The sequence below is a fragment of the Kordia sp. genome (genome assembly GCF_022447245.1).
Taxonomy (GTDB): Bacteria; Bacteroidota; Bacteroidia; order Flavobacteriales; family Flavobacteriaceae; genus Kordia.
Window position 1 is genome coordinate 127,993 of record NZ_JAKVBC010000010.1, and the last position, 20,558, is coordinate 148,550.

A 20,558-nucleotide genomic window follows, 5' to 3' on the forward strand; every position below is an offset into this window, starting at 1 on the left:
AATAAAATGATGAAATTACCAGCAAATAAACATCCTATCAAAACCATTGTTATCACTAATAAAAATAGGTCTTCCTTTTGAATTTTCTTGAATCCACGTTTTAAAATTGGTCATCACCGTTGTTGGATCGTCAAATGTTAAGGTGTCATCACGAGAAAAACCAGAAATAGACAACGCGGTTGGATCAAACCGTTCAGAAATTGGTTTTAGTTGACCATAAAACGTTCTATCGAGTTTTTCATCGACCAAAACGGCTCCAAAACAAATCATAGAATAATCACCTGGAATTGGTCCATCAGATTCTATGTCAACCATTACATAACTCATGTTCTTTTTATTTTAAATGTAAAAGATAAATATTTTTAGACTTCTTTAAAGTTTATCATAAAAACACATCACAATAAACAGCAGGAAGCTATCTGTAACTTTTGAAGCAGATTACTTCCTCTTAATGAAATTTCCGAAAACTAAGCGAAGTCGAAGTGCTTCTAAACAACCTTCTCAATCACAAACGACTGATTTCTAAAAGCGATTTCATCACCAACTTTTTTCCCAAGAAGCAGTTTTCCAATCGGCGTATTGGTAGCAATCGCATAGAATTTTTCAGTATTGGCGGTAATTTCTCCAACGCTCACTGAAATGAAATAATTGGTCTGTGATGTATAAATGATACTTCCCAAACAACCTTGTGAAACCTCAGCTGTTTGATTTACTTTTAGCAGAATTTCTTTGACTTTCTGAATTTCTGCCAATTGATTTCCCAACTTTTCTCGTTCCAACTGCAACATGGCTCTGCCTGTTTCGTGTTTGTCGCCTGCTGAGCTTTTGGTTTCCAATAACATAGCTTCCTGAATGCCAGCAAAACGTTCTTGAATCTTGACTTGGCGATCATTTACCATGTCTAAACATGCTTTGTATAATGTTTCTTTTACTGTCATACCAAATCTGCTAATTCTTTTCCTACCAAACTTCCAATCGCAACGCCCATTCCGCCCAAGCGAACACCACAGTATATATTGTTTGACAGTGGTTTTACAATCGCTTTTTTCTGCGAACCAACACCCATGATTCCGCTCCAACGATGTGCTATTGCAAATGTTGTGTTTGGCAAAATGACTGTTTTTAAAAGCTCCTCTAATTTTTGCTGAATCAACTCGGTTTGCAGGAGTTCTGTAGTTTCTTCTCCTTTAAAATCTAAGTTTCGTCCGCCACCGAATAGAATGCGATTGTCAATATTTCTGAAGTAATAATATCCTTTGTCTAAATGAAATGTTCCTTTGATGTGTAAATCTGGAATGGGTTCTGTAATCAATACTTGTGCGCGTGCAGGTTTTACTTTTTCATCTAACAATTGTGATGCAAAACCATTGGTAGCAATGAGCAATTTATTTGTATAAAAATCAAAATGATTTGTCCTAATCTGTACTGCATTTCCAGTCTCCGAGAAACCTTCTACCAAAACCGAATTTAAAATCTGAATATTGCTAGATAACACTTTCTGCACTAAAGCCTGCATCATTTTTCCTGTATCGATTTGTCCTTCAAACTGATTAAAAATATAGTTCGATTGAATTCGTTCAAACTGAAATGTATTGGAAACTTCACTAAATACATTTTCTTTAAAAACAGGAAACAACAGCTGATTTATTTGGTCTTTTTTAAGCAAGCAAGTTTCATACAATTCCGTATCTTCTTCCGTAAACAATTCATATCCGCCCAAGGCTTGATAATCAATCGTTGCGTCGCCCAACGTTTCACGAAGCAATTGCAAGCCATTACAGCGTCTTTTAACCAAATTGACCACTTCTTCTTCCGAATGTGTATTTAGATCGTCTAGAATCTCTGAAAGGCTCCCAAAACAGGCAAATCCAGCATTTTTTGTACTTGCTCCTTGCGGTAAAATTCCTTTTTCTAGAATGACAATTTTTGCCGTTGGATATTGCTTGCGAAGTTGCAAGGCACAATTCAGTCCTACAATGCCACTTCCCACAACAGTGAAATCGATATTCGTTAACCACGATTTATATTCCCAATAACTTAAATTCATCTTGGATATATTCATTTTGATTCGAATATAACTAAAGGTTTTCAATAGTTTCTATTCTAACTTGAAAAATACTATCAAGATCGTATTTTTGTACCGATAGAAAGTAATTTATATGAACATTTTTACGTTGCCTGATTATTTAACTCCTGAAACGAAGAGTCCGATTCAGTTGTTTTTGTATGAATCGACAACGTCGCAGTTGAATAGCAAAATTGATTTGACCAAAAATGCTTTTAGCTTTTTGCAAGAAGGATTTAAGACGGTTTCTACAAGTCATCAACCTATTGCTATTACAAATGATGCTTTTTTAATTATGAAATCTGGACATTGCTTGATGACGGAGAATTTATCAGCTACCAATAATTTTTATAAGAGCATATTATTGTTTTTTTCGGATGACGCATTGTTTCAATTTATAGAAAAACATCAAATTCCTAAGAAACATTTCGCTGCAACTACGGCTGCAAAAGCTTGTAAATATGATGGTTTTGTGAGGTCGTTTGTCAAAAGTTTAGAAGACATTCAACAACTTCCTTTAAAAGTTCAACAACAGCTTTTACAAGTGAAACTTGAAGAAATTTTATTGTATTTAGTCGCTACCAAAGGCGCTGATTTTTTTGGGTTTTTAACTGCGGCTAAAAATGATCAAACAAGTCATTTTATCAATGTGGTAGAAAGTAACAAATTGAATAAGTTATCTTTAAAAGAACTTGCTTTTTTAGCAAATATGAGTGTTTCTAGCTTTAAACGAGCCTTTGAAAAGCACTTTCAGGAATCGCCGAGCAAGTGGTTTCAAAATCAGCGCTTGGAACATGCAGCTTTTCTGTTGAAGAACGAAACGAAGCGACCTTCTGATATTTTTGAAAAGATTGGTTATGAGAACTTATCCAACTTCGTACATGCGTTTAAAACCAAATTTGGTGTGACTCCAAAACAATATCAAATCCAAGATTGAGCTTTTAGCACTACTTTTTGAACTATATTATTTTCTATATGGATTGTTGTTGAGATAGCTTTGTAGCATCATTAAAAACATCTCAATTATGAAGAAAATAAATGCTTTTTTAGTACTGTTCGTATTGATTACTACAGCAACTTTCGGACAAAATACATTTACATTAACGAGTACAGATTTAGGAGGACAAGCTACCAAAGCACAAGAGTTTAGTGGTTTTGGTTGTACTGGAAACAACGCATCGCCACAGTTATCATGGAAAAACGCTCCTGATGGCACCAAGAGTTTTGCTATTACCATGTACGATCCAGATGCACCAACTGGAAGCGGATGGTGGCATTGGATAGTTTTTGATATTCCAGCAAATGTGAATGAATTGGTTACCAAAGCTGGAAACATTTCCTTGAATTTAGCACCAAAAGGAAGTATTCAAAGTATTACCGATTATGGAAGTGCTGGTTATGGTGGTCCATGTCCGCCAGAAGGTCACGGATTGCATCAATATATCATTACCGTATATGCTTTAAAAACAGATTCGCTTGGTTTAACAAAAGATACGAATGCTGCGGTTGTAGGATATTACCTTTGGAATAATACCTTAGCAAAAGCAAGTATTGTAGCGTATTATCAGCGAGAGAAGCAATAAGATTGGTATCAAAAACAATGATTTTATAACAGCACAGTAGAGAAACTAAAAAAATCTCTACTGTGCTTTCATATTGTTTTTAGAATAATTATATAAGCTTTGTTATACTTGTTACTTTTTTGGTTTTTTGTCAATGGCGACCATCAATTTTGACCATGTCCAATATTCATTACACTCTGAAAATGAATCTTTTGCTCTTGGAGCATTAAATTCATCTTCCAACATTTTTTGGGTCATTCCGATCATTATTTTCCCTTTAAAAATTGACTCCCCAAACTTTTTGCCATATTTTTTTATTAAGTCTTGTTTTCTTTTTTCATTGTTTTGAGCTACTTGCTCTTTGGTAAGAAAGCCATTACCAAAAAGATGATGCACGTTTATATCCGCGAAATATTTCTTTTTATTTTCACTTGTCATATTGAAAAAGAATTCCTCTAATTTTCGAGATGTTTGATAATGTGTAAGAGAAACTCTTGCAAGTTTTTTGTTTGCCACATCTACACTATGACTGGTACTACTACTAGAATATTGGTGTGGTTTTTTGGGCTTATTATAGTTATCGCTAATCGATTGGATATGCCCTTTTGATTCATACAGTTCTTGCTCCGAATACGGCAAACTATTTACATCCATAGTTTTGAATTTCTTATATAGTTTATAGGATTCAAGTTCTGAATAAAAACTATACGCCATTTGCCCATTAATTTTATTGATATATTCTGGATTGATGTTTTTCTCAGTTTTGAATTTTTCTACTTTTGCCCATGAATCTTTGAAAGCAGTTTCAGCTTCTTCAAAATCTTCAATCCGAATAAGATGAAGTGCTTTTGTTATGTAACAGAATCCTACACTACTAAAAGCTCTATCTGGATAATCTATATTTGCATAACTATAATTAGCCAGTTTTACAATGGTATTATACATATCATCAGTAAAATTTTTATCTAATGCAAACGTGGAAAACTAAGTTGCCCACTTAGAAAACCAATAATTGTCCGTTGGAAAATTTCTGTCTTTTGTATAATCAAGAGCTCCTGCATATTTTCTTTTTTAATAAGTTTATTGTATTCATTTACATTGATTTTTTGTGCATACGCATTTGTAAATACAAATGATGTGAGGAGCACTACTAAAAATAATTTCAATTTCATTTTTTTTATATTTGGGTTTATAGGTAAAATTTTAATTTCTGCGGATAAATGTAATTTTTTACCCTTCTAAACACTGTAGATGCTGGTCTGCATTTATAAATAACGAATGATTACGTGAAAGAAGTAAGAAATACAACGTGTTTTCATGTTTTAAAAAAAGAGTAAGCCCTTAACATACAGTATAAAAAAAGCTCCTTGTTACAAGGAGCTTTTTTATATATCTAAGATTCATTGAAATTATTCCGCTTCGGGTTCCATTTCAAAGTCTTCCATGAATTTTGTTGTATAGTTTCCTGCTACATAATCAGGATGATCCATTAATTGTCTGTGGAAAGGAATTGTTGTTTTAATTCCTTCAATTACGAACTCATCTAAAGCACGTTTCATCTTGTTAATTGCTTCTTCACGTGTTTGCGCAGTTGTAATCAACTTTGCAATCATAGAATCGTAGTTTGGCGGAATTGCATATCCTGCATATACATGCGTATCTAAACGAACTCCGTGTCCACCTGGTGCGTGTAATACTGTAATTTTTCCTGGAGAAGGTCTAAAGTTATTATATGGATCTTCTGCATTGATTCTACATTCTATAGAGTGTAAGTTTGGTGTATAGTTTTTACCAGAAATTGGCACACCTGCTGCTACTAAAATTTGCTCACGAATCAAATCGAAATCAATTACTTGTTCTGTAATTGGGTGTTCTACCTGAATACGCGTATTCATTTCCATGAAATAGAAGTTTCTGTGCTTATCTACTAAGAATTCAACTGTTCCAGCTCCTTCATAGCTAATAAATTCGGCAGCTTTTACAGCAGCTTCTCCCATGCGCGTACGCAAATCGTCCGTCATAAATGGTGAAGGCACTTCCTCTGTTAATTTTTGGTGACGACGTTGTACAGAACAATCACGTTCAGACAAATGACATGCTTTCCCTGAAGAGTCTCCAACTACTTGAATTTCGATGTGTCTTGGCTCTTCAATAAGTTTTTCCATGTACATATCGTCATTTCCAAAAGCAGCTTTCGATTCTTGTCGCGCAGAATCCCATGCATCTCTTAAGTCTTCTGGTTTCCATACAGCACGCATTCCTTTTCCACCACCGCCGGCAGTAGCTTTTAACATGACAGGATATCCTGTTTCTACTGCTATTTTTTCACATTCAGCAAAATCAGCAATAATTCCATCACTTCCAGGAACACAAGGAACACCTGCAGCTTTCATAGTAGCTTTTGCAGTAGCTTTATCTCCCATTTTGGAAATCATTTCTTCACTTGCTCCGATGAATTTAATATCGTGTTCTTCACAAATTTTGGAGAACTTTGCATTTTCAGATAAGAAACCGTATCCTGGGTGAATTGCGTCTGCATTTGTAATTTCTGCAGCTGCAATAATGTTTGACATTTTTAAGTACGATTCGCTACTTGGCGCTGGTCCAATACAAACAGCTTCATCAGCAAAACGTACATGTAGGCTATCAACATCTGCTTTTGAATATACAGCAACTGTTTTGATACCCATTTCTTTACAGGTTCTAATAACTCTAAGCGCTATTTCACCTCTATTGGCAACTAATATTTTTTTAAACATCTTTTGAAATTTTAAATGTTGAAATTAAAATTTGTAACTTTTTTAAGTGGCACAAATGGAATGTACTTCAAGTTTTATTTAAAATTTCTTAGGATGGGTCTACCAAGAATAATGGTTGATCAAATTCTACAGGTGAAGAGTCATCTACTAAGACTTTCACTATTTTTCCTGAAACTTCAGATTCAATTTCGTTGAAAAGTTTCATTGCTTCAATCACACATAGTACACTTCCTTCAGAAACAGAATCTCCAACCTCAACAAAAGCAGGTTTGTCTGGAGAAGGTTTTCTGTAGAATGTACCAATAATTGGTGATTTTATAGTAACATATTTTGAATCGTCGTTTGCTGGTGCTGGTGCTTCAGTTGCTGCTGGTGCTGCAGGTTGTACAGCTACAGGAACTGCTGGTGCTGGTGCTGGTTGCGGGATTCCAGCCATTGGAATTTGTTGCACCACAGTGGTCATTTCGCCTTTTGAATCGCCGCTTCCAGTTTTGATGGTAATCTTTACATCTTCCATTTCAAGTTTTACTTCACTTGCTCCAGATTTGGCTACGAATTTAATTAAGCTTTGAATTTCTTTTAAATCCATGAGATAGGTTTTAGTCGTTTCTAGTTAGAATTATATGCCCATTTAAGGTAGATAGCTCCCCAAGTAAATCCGCCACCAAAAGCAGCAAAAATAAGGTTATCTCCTTTTTTGAGTTGTTTTTCATAGTCATGTAAACATAGAGGTAACGTTCCAGAAGTTGTATTTCCGTAACGCTGAATGTTCATCATAACCTTGCTTTCATCTACGCCCATACGCCTTGCAGTGGCATCAATGATACGTTTATTGGCTTGGTGTGGCACCAACCATTGAACGTCTTCTTTCGTCAGATTATTATCTTCCATGATTTTAGCACTTACGTCTGCCATGTTAGATACTGCGAATTTGAAAACGGTTTTTCCGTCTTGAAATACGGTATGTTGTTTATTTTTTACAGTTTCTTCAGATGTTGGTAAGATAGATCCACCAGCATCAATTTTTAGGTATTCTCGTCCAATCCCGTCGCTTCTTAGGTATTCGTCTTGCAATCCTAGTCCTTCTTCATTTGGTTCAAAAAGAACAGCTCCTGCGCCATCTCCAAAGATAATGCATGTAGCTCTATCTTCATAATCGATGATTGAAGACATTTTATCTGACCCAATAAGCAATACTTTTTTGTATTTTCCAGATTGTACATAGCTCGCTGCCGCGGACATTCCATACAAGAAACTAGAGCAGGCTGCTTGTAAATCGAATGCAAATGCGTTGGTAGCACCAATTTTACTGGCAGTATATACGGCAGTAGATGCTACTGGCATGTCAGGAGTAGCAGTTGCTACAATAACCATGTCAATCTCTTTGGGGTCTAGGTTTTTCTTTGCAAGAAGATCTTGTGCGGCTTTGATAGCCATATATGAAGATCCCGCTCCTTCTTCTTTAAGAATTCTGCGTTCTTTGATACCTGTTCTTGTGGTGATCCACTCATCATTAGTATCAACCATTGTTTCAAGTATCTGGTTGGTTAATACATAATCAGGAACATATGCTCCTACAGCTGTTATTGCTGCTGTAATTTTGGTCATACCTTAACGTTGGTTTTTTGTGATTTTTAACAAAAATTCATTAAAAATTAATCGAAATTACTAAAATTCTCTGATAATCTCGGCAAAATATGTCGTTTTTACATTTTTTACAAAAAAAATGCATAAATAAAAAACTCTCACGAAAGTGAGAGCTTTTATGACTAAACATCTGTGTGTTATGCTAAGTTTTCTTCAGTAGTATTGTCAATCAATACTTTTCCTCTATAATATAATTTTCCTTCGTGCCAGTGAGCTCTGTGATATAAGTGTGCTTCACCAGTAGTTGGGCACGTAGCAATTTGAGGAACAGTTGCTTTATAATGAGTTCTTCTCTTATCTCTTCTTGTTTTCGAGATTTTTCTCTTAGGATGTGCCATTTTCTATGTTATTTATTATCCGTTAATAGTTTTTTTAATGTATTCCAACGAGGATCAATTTCCTCTTCAGTTTCTTTTTTTTCTGTACCAGGTTGTAATTCTTCTAGCTTTTCGAGTATTTCAGATTTTAATGTTCCATCTTCAATACCAGGATGAATTCTTTTAGAAGGAACTGCCAACACTATCATTTCATATATGTATTGTGCAACATTGATTTCATATTCTCCATGGGGAACAATTAAAATTTCTTCATTTTCATCGTTGTACTCATGTCCAAACTTTACAATCAAGTTTAAATTTCCTTCAACTGGCTGCTCAAAAGGTTCATTAGTTACATCACAATGTACGTTTACTGTACCCAAAGCATTGAATGTCAATTCGAGCATTGTTGCTTTTTTGTAAAATTCTAATGTTGCTTTTACAGCAGCTTCATTGAATTCGTCATATTCAAAAAGTTCAAAGAACGTATTATCAATTTGATAATCAAACTGGTGTTTTCCTTCTTTTAATCCTATAAAAGGAATTGTAAAGTCCTTTAGTACCATCATCTTAAACATCAGTTTCGAGCGTGCAAAGATATAAATTTTTCTTAATCAACAGTAGGTTGTTAACATTTTTTTTTTTATATCTTACTTGGCTGCTTTTTTAAGGGGTTTTCAGCAATCTCTGTATATAAATTTCTATTTCTAAAAATCTGTATTCCAGTGAATACTGCCTCTTTGAATGAGTTGTGATCAGCTTTGTTTTTTCCTGCAATTTCATAAGCAGTTCCATGATCTGGCGAAGTACGCACTTTATTAAGTCCGGCAGTAAAATTAACACCTTGACCAAACGATAAGGTTTTAAACGGAATCAATCCTTGATCGTGATATGCTGCTAAGATAGCATCAAAGTTTTTGTAATTGCTCGACGCAAAGAAACTATCGGCTGCATACGGTCCAAAAACAAGTTTGCCTTCATTTTTAATTTTTTCCAAAGTTGGTTTTAACACCTCATCATCTTCTACACCAATAACACCATTGTCTCCCACATGTGGATTGATGCCCAATACTGCAATTTTTGGTTTACTTACTCCAAAATCCTGTTTTAAAGTATTGTATATAATGCTTACTTTCTTTTCAATCAGTTCTGGCGTAATGGCTGCCGAAACATCTTTCACCGCAACATGGTCTGTCAGCAATCCGACTCGAAGTGAATCGTTGACCATTAACATTAAGCTATCACCTTCTAAAGTTTCTCCTAAATAATCTGTATGACCTGGGAAAGTAAACTCTTCCGACTGTACATTATGTTTATTAATAGGAGCAGTGACCAAAACATCAATCATTCCATCTTTCAATGCATTGGTTGCTTCTGTGAATGATTTTATAGCAAACTTTCCTACTGCTTCCGATGATTTTCCATATTCAATAGTTACAGGATCTTTAGAGATGTTTACCACATTTATTTTTCCGTGCTGTACTTTCTCAGCATTAGGAACACCATGAAAGTTTGTATGTATATTGAAATGTTTTTTTTGAAATGATAAAATTTTAGTGGATCCAAAAATAACTGGCGTACACAATTCTAACATCCTATTATCTTTGAAGGTCTTCAAAATTACCTCTGTTCCGATACCATTTAAGTCACCAACCGAAATTCCTACTTTTATTTTTTCCTCTTTCTTCATCTACGTATTTCAGACTTTTATTTCTTAATTTTACATGCAAATTTAACGAAATTAATACATGTTTACAGGGATTATTGAAGAATTAGGTGTGATTACACATTTGGAGCGCGAAAAAGAAAACCTCCATATAACTGTTCAAAGCAGTTTAACAAGCGAATTAAAAATTGATCAAAGTGTAGCTCACAACGGTGTTTGTTTGACGGTTGTTGATAGAAATCTTCAAGAAAACACTTATGTAGTTACCGCTATTCAAGAAACTTTAGATAAAACCAATGTAGGTACTTGGCAAGTGAATGATCGTGTCAATTTAGAACGTGCTATGAAATTAGGTGATCGTTTGGACGGACATATTGTGCAAGGACATGTAGATCAAATTGCAACTTGTACAGCTGTTAAAGAAAGTGACGGGAGTTTGTATTATACTTTTGAATACGATCCTTCTCTACACAATATTACTATTGAAAAAGGGTCTATTACAGTAAATGGTACAAGTTTGACGGTTGTAAATTCAGAGAGAAATGCTTTTTCTGTTGCAATTATTCCATACACATATAGCCATACAGTCTTTCAATATTTGAAAGTCGGCTCAATTGTAAATTTGGAATTTGATGTTATAGGGAAATACGTTGCAAGACTTCAGGGGCTGTCGAAGTAATTACTTTTTCACTTTTTTCCGTATACCATACAATAATCCAGCGGCTAGCACACCTACTAAACCGGCATCTATCGGGAATCCCGGTGGAGGCGGTGGTCCAGGTGGCGGAGGTACGATTTGGGCGTGTGTTGGTGTTAAAAAAGCAATTGCTAGTATAACAAAACACAACAGGGTCTTTTGATTTAATTTTGCCATAACGGTGTAAAAGTATAAAATTATAGGGTATGACAAAATATTTTATGTTATATCATTGCAAAATAATCTATGAAATGACAAAAAAAGGCGTCGAACTAAGATTTTCACTAGGATTTTTTTTCAATCCCCACAAACTAACTACTCTTATTTGCGCCTAAAATACAATAAAAAAATAGATATACAGCACATATTTTCACAAGGAATCCTCGTTATACAACTTATCTTATTGAAATACATTCTGATAGATTCTAAATTTTATTAAGTTTTTTTTAAGAGTCTGAAAGTAAAGTTATAGATAAATTTGCAAATTAACCATCTAAATAACCTCGCCAGATGCGAAATATTATACTTTCGATTCTTGGAGTACTACTTATTATTGGAGCATTCTTTTTTGGAAACATTATAATTAGTAGTAAACAGAAAAAGAAACCTATTCCCAAAAAAGTAGTTAAAACAGTCTATACTAATACTGTTCAAAACAGCAATATTCCCATTATCATTTCTGCTAACGGAAACCTCGTAGCCAAAAGACGTGTAGAATTGTATGCTGAAGTACAAGGGATTTTCAAAACAAACAGAAAACTATTTAAACCCGGACAAAAATATCGACAAGGAGAAACACTCATCCGCATTGATGCCGCAGAATATTATGCCAATGTGCAATCGTCTAAAAGTAATTTGTACAACTCAATTGCAGCCATTATGCCCGATTTGCGATTGGATTTTCCAGATATTTATCCAAAATGGCAACAATATCTTTCTAGTTTCGATTTAAATAAAACAACACCGAAACTACCTGAAATGACTTCTGAAAAAGAAAAGTACTTCATTACAGGGCGTAGTATTGTAACCAATTATTACAACGTAAAAAACTTAGAACAACGTTTATCAAAGTATACAATTAGTGCTCCTTTTTCTGGAATTTTAACGGAAGCATTAGTTACTGAAGGTTCATTGATTCGTAACGGACAAAAATTAGGTGCTTTCATCGATGATTCCGAATACGAAATGGAAGTTGCATTAAGCAAACAGTATGCAAGCCTGCTAAAAGTTGGTGAAAAAGTAGTATTAAACAATTTAGAAAATACCGAAAAATTCTCAGGTGTAGTTTCTCGTGTCAACGGAAGTATTGACGCTACTACACAAACCATTACTGCTTATATTGATGTAAAAGATGAGAAACTAAAAGAAGGTATGTATTTAGCAGCAAACCTAAATGCGAAAGAAGAAAAAAATGCTATTGAAATAGATCGAAACTTAGTGCTTGATAATAATGAAGTATTTGTGGTGAGAGACAGTGTACTAGATGTGATACAAGTAAATCCTGTTTATTTCTCTGACAACAAAGCCGTTATAAAAAATATTCCTAATGGAACGGTCATCTTATCAAAATCAGTTCCTGGAGCCTACGCAGGAATGTTGGTAAAACCGTTAACTTCTGAAAAGTCAAAAGATACAAATACAACTGCTACAGAATCTAAAAAAGTAAAGTAAGTCATGAGAAAAATAATAGCTTACTTTATTAAGCATAGTGTTGCGGTAAATATCGTCATTGCTTTTTTTGTGATTTTTGGAATTTACGGAGCATACACCTTAAATTCTTCTTTTTTCCCTTTGGTTGCTTCTAAAAATGTGACCATTAATGTTACCTATCCTGGTGCTTCCCCGCAAGAAATTGAAGAAGGAATTGTACTAAAAATTGAAGACAATCTAAAAGGGTTAAGTGGTGTAGAACGTGTTACTTCAACTTCAAATGAAAACAGTGGTATTATCAATGTTGAGATTGAAAAAGGACGCGATATTGATTTTATGCTACTAGAAATCAAAAATGCTGTAGATCGTGTGCCATCGTTTCCAACAGGTATGGAACCCTTGGTTGTTTCCAAGCGAGAAGCTGTCCGTGAAACTATATCTTTTGCCGTAAGTGGCGATGGAATTCCGCTAGTCACTTTAAAACAAATAGGCAGACAAGTTGAAAACGATTTGCGTGGTATTGATGGTATTTCACAAATTAATATTACAGGATATCCGGATGAGGAAATAGAAATTGCTATCAATGAAACGAGTTTGTTGGCGTACAATTTATCATTTACAGAAGTTTCTAACGCTATCAATCAAGCTAGTTTAATTACTACTGGTGGAACTATAAAAACAAGTGCCGAAGAATATCTTATTCGTGCCAATGCTCGCTCGTATTATGCAGATGAATTGTCTAATTTGGTTGTAAAATCAGATGCTACTGGACGAATTATTCGTTTAAAAGATGTTGCTACTGTTCGTGATCAGTTTTCTGAAACTCCCAATGCTAGTTATTTTGATGGAAATCTTTCTATCAACGTTAGTATCACAAGTACAAATACTGAAGATTTAATTTCTTCCGCAGATAAAACAAAAAAGTACATTGAAGAATTCAATCAAAAATATGACAATGTTCGACTAGATGTCGTAGATGACAGATCTAAAACTCTGGTACAACGTACCGATTTACTTGCTTGGAATGCTTTTATTGGAATGATCCTCGTACTCGCGTTTTTATCTTTATTCCTTAATACACGTTTGGCATTTTGGGTAGCATTTGGCTTACCTGTTGCTTTTTTGGGAATGTTTATGTTTGCTGGATATTTTAACATTACTATCAATGTATTGTCTCTTTTTGGGATGATTATCGTTATTGGTATTTTAGTAGATGATGGAATTGTGATCGCAGAAAATATCTATCAACAATACGAAAAAGGAAAATCGCCAGAGGATGCTGCTATTGATGGTGTTATGGAAGTATTACCCGCAATTCTTTCTGCAATTTTCACCACTATACTAGCCTTTAGTATATTTCTGTTTTTAGATGGTCGAATTGGCGACTTTTTTGGTGAGGTTTCCGTTGTTGTAATGCTGACACTCATTGTATCTTTGGTAGAAGCATTGATTATTTTACCTGCGCATTTAGCACATTCCAAAGCTTTACGTGCACAAAATAAAGAACCTAAAGGACTACTACCGCGACTATTTTCAAAACTACGTTATATCAATACGTTTGGTGATGCTATTATGACTTGGTTGCGTGATAAAGTTTACAGTCCTGCATTGCGATTTTCACTAAGACACAAATTCTTAACCTTTTCTTTCTTCATTGTGTTTTTAATTTTAACACAAGCTAGTTTTATGGGAGGAATTATTAGAGATGCATTTTTTCCAAGAATTGCAAGTGATAAAGTAACTATTACGCTCAACATGCCGAATGGAACAAATGAAAAAGTAACAGATAGTATTATTTCATTTATAGAGGACAAAGCGAAACTAGTTACCAAAGAAATTCATAATGAATACCTTGGCGAAGATGCCCAAAAATATCTGGTAGAAAATATGATTCGCACCATAGGTCCAGGTTCTGCTAGAGCTAGATTAGAAGTCTATTTATTGCCAGGAGAAGAACGTCCAAATGAAATTACAGCTCCAATAGTTTCCAATCGTATCAAAGAGGCTGTTGGCGATATTATAGGCATTGAAAGTTTAGTATATGGAAGTAATGGAAATTTTGGTGGACTTCCTGTCTCCGTTTCTTTACTAGGAAATAATATTGCAGAATTAAAAGCTGTAAAAACAGAACTCAAAGAAGTTCTCAAAAATAACCCTGCATTAAAGGATGTTGTCGATACAGATCCGGCAGGAATCAAAGAAATACGTATGCAACTTAACGAAAGTGCGTATGCTTTAGGCCTGAATTTACGAACGGTCATGACACAAGTGCGCTCGGCATTTTTTGGAGCACAAGCACAACGTTTTCAACGCGGACAAGATGAAATTAGAGTTTGGGTTCGTTATGACAGACCGAATCGTTCTTCTATCAATGATTTGGACAATATGCGTATCATTACACCAAGTGGACAACGTGTGCCTTTAAAAGAAATTGCGAGTTACAGCATTGAACGTGGAGAAGTTGCCATCAATCACTTGGAAGGTCGTCGCGAAATTCAAGTTTCAGCAGATATTAAAGACACCAAAAAGACAAGTTCAACAGATATTATGGCAGAACTCAAAGACGAGATTATGCCTGAGATATTATCCAGATATCCAACCGTAACACCATCGTACGAAGGACAAAACAGAGAGCGTAATAAACTGATGGATTCCCTAGGCCCTGTAGGTTTAACGGTGTTGATTTTAATTTATATTGTCATCGCGTTTACGTTTAGAAGTTACAGTCAGCCATTATTATTACTATTACTCATTCCGTTGAGTTTACCAGCCGTGGCTTGGGGACATTATTTTCATGACTTTCCAGTAAATATTTTATCCATGTTAGGAATTATTGCTTTGATCGGAATTATGGTCAATGATGGACTCGTCTTGATTGGAAAATTCAATAACAACTTGCTTGAAGGAATGTCGTTTGATGATGCCTTGTATCAAGCAGGTCGTGCACGTTTTAGAGCTATTTTCTTAACCTCCATTACAACCGTTGCAGGTTTGGCTCCATTAATTTTTGAGCCTAGCCGACAAGCACAATTCTTAATTCCAATGGCAATATCTATCGCCTACGGAATTGGTTTTGCCACAGTATTAACTTTAATTGTGCTGCCTATTTTCTTATCGTTCAGTAACTCTGTAAAGAAAACAGGAAAATGGTTGTATTACAATAAAAGTATTACCAAAGAAGAAGTAGAACGTGTTGTTCGAGAAAAACAACATGAAAATCAACTTTTAGAAGCAACGCAACCAAAACAATTACCAAGCATAGAAACCTTTGAAGTTTTTAAAGATTAAAACGAAGCAAATGCACCACAGAATTTATATCACATGCATAGTAGTTTTCTTCGGAATATACATGAATGCACAAGAAGTATTGACACCAGATAACGCCATTAAACTTACCTTAGAACATAACTATGGAATTCAGATTGCCAATAATACCGTAAAAGTTGCTGAGAATAACACCAGTGTTTTAAACACAGGGTATTTGCCAACTGTGACAGGAAATGCTGGCGCAACTTTTAATTTAGACAATACTGAAGCCGAATTTTCTAATGGAAATACTACAGTTTTAAATGGTGCTGAAAGTTCACGTTATAATGCTGCTGTAAACCTCAACTATGTCTTATTTGATGGTTTGGGCAGATTGTATAATTATAAGCGACTTAAAGAACAATATCAATTATCGGAGTTACAAGCCCGAGAAACGATTGAAAACACTTTATTGCAACTATTTTCTGTGTATTATTCAGTAGCGCAACTTTCTGAAAATACAGATGCAATTAAGGAAACATTTGAAATTTCTAAAGAACGTTTGGTGCGTTCTGAATATCAATTTGAATACGGCCAAAACACAAAACTAGATGTTTTAAATGCAGAAGTTGATATCAATAATGACAGCATCAATATTGTAAATACGGAGCAACAACTCATCAACGCTAAGCGCGATTTGAATGTGATTTTAGGAAATAAATTGACACAAGAGTTTACAGTAGTCACGAATATTTCTTGTCTGTTTCAATTGGATAAAGAAGATTTGTGGAACAAAACACAAGCAAACAATGTGTCTTTATTACAAGCAAATAAAAATATTGACATTAGCACATTGGATGTAAAATCGAATCGTTCGCAATATTTACCAACGGTTGGTTTAACAGGAAGTTACGGTTGGAATCGAAACAATAATAATGCAGCATCGTTTGTGGCTGTTTCTACCAACACAGGACTTTCTGGTGGCATTAATTTAACTTGGAATCTATTTGATGGCGGAAGTACCATAACGCGTGTAAAAAACGCTAAGATTGCTTTGGAAAATCAGCAATTGCAAAAAGAGCAAATTTTAATCGATTTGGAACGCAACTTCAATAATGCGTGGGACGATTATCAAAATAAAGTCTTAATCTACCAATTACAGGAAGAAAACATTAAAACGGCTCAAAACAACTTTAATCGTACCAAAGAAAAGTTCAAAATAGGACAAGTCAACTCCATTGAATTCCGACAAGCACAGTTAAACTTATTAAATGCAGAACTCAGCAGAAACCAGGCAAAATACAACGCAAAATTGGCAGAGTTGGTCGTTTTACAATTAAGTGGTGATTTGTTGAATGTGAAATTTTGATTTAGATACGCTTCACTGTTAGACTCGGCTTCGCCTTTTAGATATTAGATCGCTTCGCTTTTAGACTTTTTGTTTATTTGTTTATGTTTGATACGTCTTTGCGAGGAGTTCACGACGAAGCAATCTGCTTCTTAAAGTGCAAGTAGCTTCACTTCTTTCGCTATAAAAATCTAAGAAGTCTAACAATCTAAAAGGCAAAGCCAAGTCTAATCCACAAGTTCCAACTTATACCCAACACCATGCACATTGGTGAGTTTAATCCTTTCGTCTTCTTTTAGTTTTTTACGAAGTTTGGAAATGTACGTGTCTAAGCTTCTTCCTACAATAACGCCGTTATCTTCCCATACTTTTTTCGTCAATTCATCACGGGTAACGACTTGATTTAGGTTTGCAGCAAAAATCTGTAATAACTCACATTCTTTTTTAGAAAGGTTGATCTCCGTTGCTTGTTTGACCAGTTTATTTTGGGTAGGATAAAAATGAAAGCTTCCAATGGTTGCAAAATGTTCTTGAGTTTCTTGCGGAGTTTCGTTTACTTTTTTATTTCGAAAGAAAAAGAATTCCAACCAAATAAAAATAAGCAACACAAGTCCATACAAAATAGTTGACACGGTAAAAACACCCTTGTTTTTAGACGTAAATCGCACTTGAACTCTATAGCAATTCTTTGGCAAATATCTTCCTCTGCAAGGAATAAGTGTATTCTCTTCTTGTTTTCGTATTTCATAACTATACGCCACTTCCTCGTCGGCACATTGCAAGACTTCTACTAGATATTCTTTGGGTAATTCTGCTCGTACAAAACTATCTTCTATGATAGAAACCATGGCGTTTGGCTCAAACGTTAAGTGACTTTGAAAGGAAAGCTCATATTTTGCAGCACTGATTTCTCTTACAGGTAAAATTAACGAAGTGGAATCTTTTTCAGACAATAACAACTTATTACCCACATCGCGCAGTGCAATTTTTACTTTTTCTGAAAATGCGGTTTGGTTGGTATCTAGTGTTGAAAACAACCAAATACCTAACACACTAACTATCAAAAATCTGTAACTATAGATTCTCTTTTTATTCATAACAGCTGTAAATAACATACAATTTCGTGACTTTTTACAACTGTTGACACTTCTTTTACACTTTTTTGACACTTTTTAGCACGCCTCCAATCTAGTTTTACGCTTGAAATCAAAAACAATCAAAAAAATGAAAAGAAAACTTTTAATAGTATTAATGATTATAACTATTTCTTGTAACTCTCAAGAGAAGAAGGCTAAAACCATTTATAGTGAAAATACTACTGAACAAAACAAAGCTTTACAAATTGGACAATATGTGGTTAATACGTTTCAAGATTCAAAAGGAAATTTATGGTTTGGAACTGGTGCAAGTTTATCAAAATATGACGGAAAAACGTTTTCAAACTATTCCGAAAAAGATGGACTCTGTAGTAATATGATCAGTAATTTATATATGGATAGTAAAGGAATTTTTTGGATTGGTACTTGGGGAGGAGTCTGCACGTTTAATGGAACTCAGTTTGAAGAATTTTCCATTCCATACCCAAAAATAAGTACGAAAATAAACCCAGATACCAAAAATTGGATAACCGAAATCACAGAAGATGCTGAAGGGAATATTTGGTTTGGAAGAGACGCTTACGGCGCCAGTAAATTTGATGGACACTCATTTACACATTTTACAAAAAAAGAAGGGTTGAACTCTAATAATGTCCAATCAATTGTGGAAGATGCAGAAGGAAATATCTGGATAGGAACGAGAGTAGCAGAAAAAGACAATGTAATCCTGATAAACGAATTGGTAACGGTGGTTTAAACAAATATGATGGCAAAAAATTTATTCACTTTCCTACAATAAATGGAGTTAACAAAAGTGATGTTTATGCAATTTACAAAGACAATTCAAGCAGATTATGGATTAGTACAATCAGCAATGGTATTTATACATATGCAAACAATGAGTTCGTAAACTATAATGTTCCAAAGACTACAATGAGCTTAATAAAAGATACAAAAGGAAATATTTGGCTAGGATGCTCAGGTGGATCATACAAAATGGACAAACAAGGAAAAGTAATAAATGTAACGTTAAATGGCCCTTGGAAATAACAACATACAAACAATCAAAAAATGAACATCAATTAAATTTTTAGACAAATGAAAAAAACACTGATTTACATCGTTTTTTTAGCGATAACAAACCTAAATGCACAAGAACAACTCACCATCAATACTTCTAAAAGTGAAATAAAATGGTCTTGCGATTACAGTTTTTATTTTAATGGTCATTACGGATATGTAAATTTTCAAGAAGGCTATTTTATAAAAACAGGAGACATGATTACCAGTGGTCGTTTTGTGATTGATCTCAACACGATTATGGCTACCGATATGGAAGCAGAAGGCAACAAAAATCTGACAGCACATTTAAAAGATCCTGATTTTTTTGATGTAAAAAAGTATCCAAAAGCGAGCTTAGTTATCACCAAAGTTACCTATCATGATCCTACACATTTTGAAGCAGAAGCCAATTTGAAAATTAAAGGCATCATAAAACCTATAAAATTTCAGGCAACGGTAAACTTTGAAGAAAAAACAATGACTACGAAGTTTAAAATTGATCGTACACGTTGGGGAATTACCTATAACAGCACTATAAAAGACAGCGCAATTTCTGATGCTATTGGTTTTGAAGTAAAAATAAGTTTGTAATTTACCTCCATGAAAAAGATACTATTACTACTCACATTTTTTTGTGCAATCTCAGTATTTGGACAAAAAGAAGATTACAAAAGAGCTTTGGTCACTTTTGATGATTCTTGGCGGGAAGAAATTATTCCAATGCCTATAGGTTTTGCACCTCAAATTCCGTTAAAAGGTATCGAAGAAGTACGTTTTGCCAAAGGTTGGTCAACAAAAGGAGACGATACGTTTTGGACCTATGCATTTCTATGGAATATAGAGCTCACAGAAATGCTTTCCACGAAGCAACTAGAACTATATATGCAATACTATTTTGATGGTTTAATGACTACTGTCAACAAAGATAAAGACAAGGTTGTACCTAAAACCATAGCACTATTTTTGAAAAAGGAAACCAATACAGACGCGAATCATTTTGTTGGAAAAATACAGTTATACGATTCGTTTCATACCAAAGATATCATTACATTAAATTGTACCGTACTGCAATACAACTGTACAAAAGAGAAAAAATCAATGGTTTTATTCCATTTTTCTCCGAAAGAATTTGGACATGCTACTTGGGACGAATTACATACGGTTAAACTAAAAGAAAAACCTTGTAACCACTAAAATTGATATTAAAAAAACCTTTCCGATTATGGAAAGGTTTTTGCCAAAGAACCAACAATTAATTACTATGCTAATTATGAACAATTAGCTAGCTTTTAGCACTCGTTCTTTCTCATAGTTTGTTAGTTTTTATATTTAGGAGCCTACTATTTCATGCTTTCGTAAGCAGCCAATTGTGCATCTAACTCATCCAAATCACTATTAAAAACAGGTTTCATTTTAAAGTATCTACCATCTTTTTGATAGTA

Annotated in this window: 20 protein-coding genes and 1 pseudogene; 10 read left to right on the plus strand and 11 right to left on the minus strand. The window is 34.4% G+C overall.

All coding sequences use genetic code 11. The features are described from left to right. Positions 1-15 precede the first annotated feature (15 nt). The 3 genes from MK119_RS09035 to MK119_RS09045 form a co-directional block, all read right to left on the minus strand. Positions 16-327: a hypothetical protein gene (locus MK119_RS09035; RefSeq protein ID WP_290677235.1), complete on the minus strand. Its 312-nt coding sequence runs from the start codon at positions 325-327 to the stop codon at positions 16-18. Positions 328-488: 161 nt separating this feature from the next. After that, on the minus strand, positions 489-938 hold the full coding sequence (locus MK119_RS09040; RefSeq protein ID WP_290677239.1) for a 3-oxoacyl-ACP synthase: 450 nt from the start codon (positions 936-938) through the stop codon (positions 489-491). Next, the gene (locus MK119_RS09045) at positions 935-2,047 is read right to left on the minus strand and encodes an FAD-dependent oxidoreductase (protein WP_290677241.1); all 1,113 of its coding nucleotides are present in this window, start codon (positions 2,045-2,047) and stop codon (positions 935-937) included. Before MK119_RS09045 ends, MK119_RS09040 begins: the two co-directional genes overlap by 4 nt. Positions 2,048-2,159: 112 nt before the next feature. Between MK119_RS09045 and MK119_RS09050 the strand changes: the two genes are divergently transcribed. Next, positions 2,160-3,002 carry an AraC family transcriptional regulator gene (locus MK119_RS09050; protein ID WP_290677243.1) on the plus strand — a complete coding sequence of 281 codons (843 nt, stop codon included), beginning with the start codon at positions 2,160-2,162 and terminating at the stop codon, positions 3,000-3,002. An 88-nt stretch (positions 3,003-3,090) separates the two neighbouring features. After that, positions 3,091-3,648, plus strand: coding sequence for a YbhB/YbcL family Raf kinase inhibitor-like protein (locus MK119_RS09055; protein WP_290677245.1), 558 nt, complete (start codon positions 3,091-3,093; stop codon positions 3,646-3,648). 111 nt (positions 3,649-3,759) lie between these two features. Here the strand turns inward: MK119_RS09055 and MK119_RS09060 are convergent, their stop codons facing one another. From MK119_RS09060 to pdxA, 7 genes are all read right to left on the minus strand, one after another. Beyond that, the gene (locus MK119_RS09060) at positions 3,760-4,572 is read right to left on the minus strand and encodes a hypothetical protein (protein ID WP_290677247.1); all 813 of its coding nucleotides are present in this window, start codon (positions 4,570-4,572) and stop codon (positions 3,760-3,762) included. Positions 4,573-5,036: 464 nt separating this feature from the next. Beyond that, entirely contained in the window at positions 5,037-6,386 is a 1,350-nt protein-coding gene (gene accC / locus MK119_RS09065; RefSeq protein ID WP_290677249.1) for an acetyl-CoA carboxylase biotin carboxylase subunit, read from the minus strand. Between the two features lie 88 nt (positions 6,387-6,474). Further along, entirely contained in the window at positions 6,475-6,975 is a 501-nt protein-coding gene (gene accB / locus MK119_RS09070; protein WP_290677251.1) for an acetyl-CoA carboxylase biotin carboxyl carrier protein, read from the minus strand. A 20-nt stretch (positions 6,976-6,995) separates the two neighbouring features. Beyond that, complete coding sequence (locus MK119_RS09075) at positions 6,996-7,994, minus strand: beta-ketoacyl-ACP synthase III (protein ID WP_290677253.1); 999 nt, start codon at positions 7,992-7,994, stop codon at positions 6,996-6,998. A 176-nt stretch (positions 7,995-8,170) separates the two neighbouring features. Continuing rightward, the gene (gene rpmF / locus MK119_RS09080) at positions 8,171-8,371 is read right to left on the minus strand and encodes a 50S ribosomal protein L32 (protein WP_290677258.1); all 201 of its coding nucleotides are present in this window, start codon (positions 8,369-8,371) and stop codon (positions 8,171-8,173) included. Between the two features lie 8 nt (positions 8,372-8,379). After that, a complete protein-coding gene (locus tag MK119_RS09085) occupies positions 8,380-8,919 on the minus strand; it encodes a DUF177 domain-containing protein (protein WP_290677261.1) in 540 nt (179 codons plus the stop codon). A gap of 74 nt (positions 8,920-8,993) precedes the next feature. Then, entirely contained in the window at positions 8,994-10,040 is a 1,047-nt protein-coding gene (pdxA, locus tag MK119_RS09090) for a 4-hydroxythreonine-4-phosphate dehydrogenase PdxA (protein ID WP_290677264.1), read from the minus strand. Between the two features lie 58 nt (positions 10,041-10,098). On the opposite strand from pdxA, the gene MK119_RS09095 reads away from it, so the two are divergent. The 4 genes from MK119_RS09095 to MK119_RS09110 all read left to right on the plus strand — a co-directional run bounded on the left by MK119_RS09095 (position 10,099) and on the right by MK119_RS09110 (position 16,978). Further along, on the plus strand, positions 10,099-10,695 hold the full coding sequence (locus MK119_RS09095) for a riboflavin synthase (RefSeq protein WP_290677267.1): 597 nt from the start codon (positions 10,099-10,101) through the stop codon (positions 10,693-10,695). Positions 10,696-11,223: 528 nt separating this feature from the next. Next, the gene (locus MK119_RS09100; RefSeq protein WP_290677270.1) at positions 11,224-12,384 is read left to right on the plus strand and encodes an HlyD family efflux transporter periplasmic adaptor subunit; all 1,161 of its coding nucleotides are present in this window, start codon (positions 11,224-11,226) and stop codon (positions 12,382-12,384) included. Positions 12,385-12,387: 3 nt separating this feature from the next. Beyond that, on the plus strand, positions 12,388-15,651 hold the full coding sequence (locus MK119_RS09105) for an efflux RND transporter permease subunit (RefSeq protein WP_290677273.1): 3,264 nt from the start codon (positions 12,388-12,390) through the stop codon (positions 15,649-15,651). 10 nt (positions 15,652-15,661) lie between these two features. Further along, positions 15,662-16,978, plus strand: a complete 1,317-nt coding sequence (locus tag MK119_RS09110) for a TolC family protein (RefSeq protein WP_290677276.1) — start codon at positions 15,662-15,664, stop codon at positions 16,976-16,978. A 206-nt stretch (positions 16,979-17,184) separates the two neighbouring features. Here the strand turns inward: MK119_RS09110 and MK119_RS09115 are convergent, their stop codons facing one another. Next, a complete protein-coding gene (locus tag MK119_RS09115; RefSeq protein WP_290677278.1) occupies positions 17,185-18,054 on the minus strand; it encodes a winged helix-turn-helix domain-containing protein in 870 nt (289 codons plus the stop codon). 127 nt (positions 18,055-18,181) lie between these two features. Between MK119_RS09115 and MK119_RS09120 the strand changes: the two genes are divergently transcribed. The 4 genes and pseudogenes from MK119_RS09120 to MK119_RS09130 all read left to right on the plus strand — a co-directional run bounded on the left by MK119_RS09120 (position 18,182) and on the right by MK119_RS09130 (position 20,310). Next, positions 18,182-18,811 carry a two-component regulator propeller domain-containing protein gene (locus tag MK119_RS09120; RefSeq protein ID WP_290677281.1) on the plus strand — a complete coding sequence of 210 codons (630 nt, stop codon included), beginning with the start codon at positions 18,182-18,184 and terminating at the stop codon, positions 18,809-18,811. 38 nt (positions 18,812-18,849) lie between these two features. Beyond that, positions 18,850-18,918, plus strand: a pseudogene (locus MK119_RS24270) (hypothetical protein); the annotation flags it as partial. A 234-nt stretch (positions 18,919-19,152) separates the two neighbouring features. Next, positions 19,153-19,707, plus strand: coding sequence for a YceI family protein (locus tag MK119_RS09125; RefSeq protein WP_290677284.1), 555 nt, complete (start codon positions 19,153-19,155; stop codon positions 19,705-19,707). A gap of 9 nt (positions 19,708-19,716) precedes the next feature. Continuing rightward, positions 19,717-20,310 (plus strand): hypothetical protein, encoded by a 594-nt coding sequence (locus MK119_RS09130; protein ID WP_290677286.1) that lies wholly within the window; start codon positions 19,717-19,719, stop codon positions 20,308-20,310. Positions 20,311-20,558 lie beyond the last annotated feature (248 nt).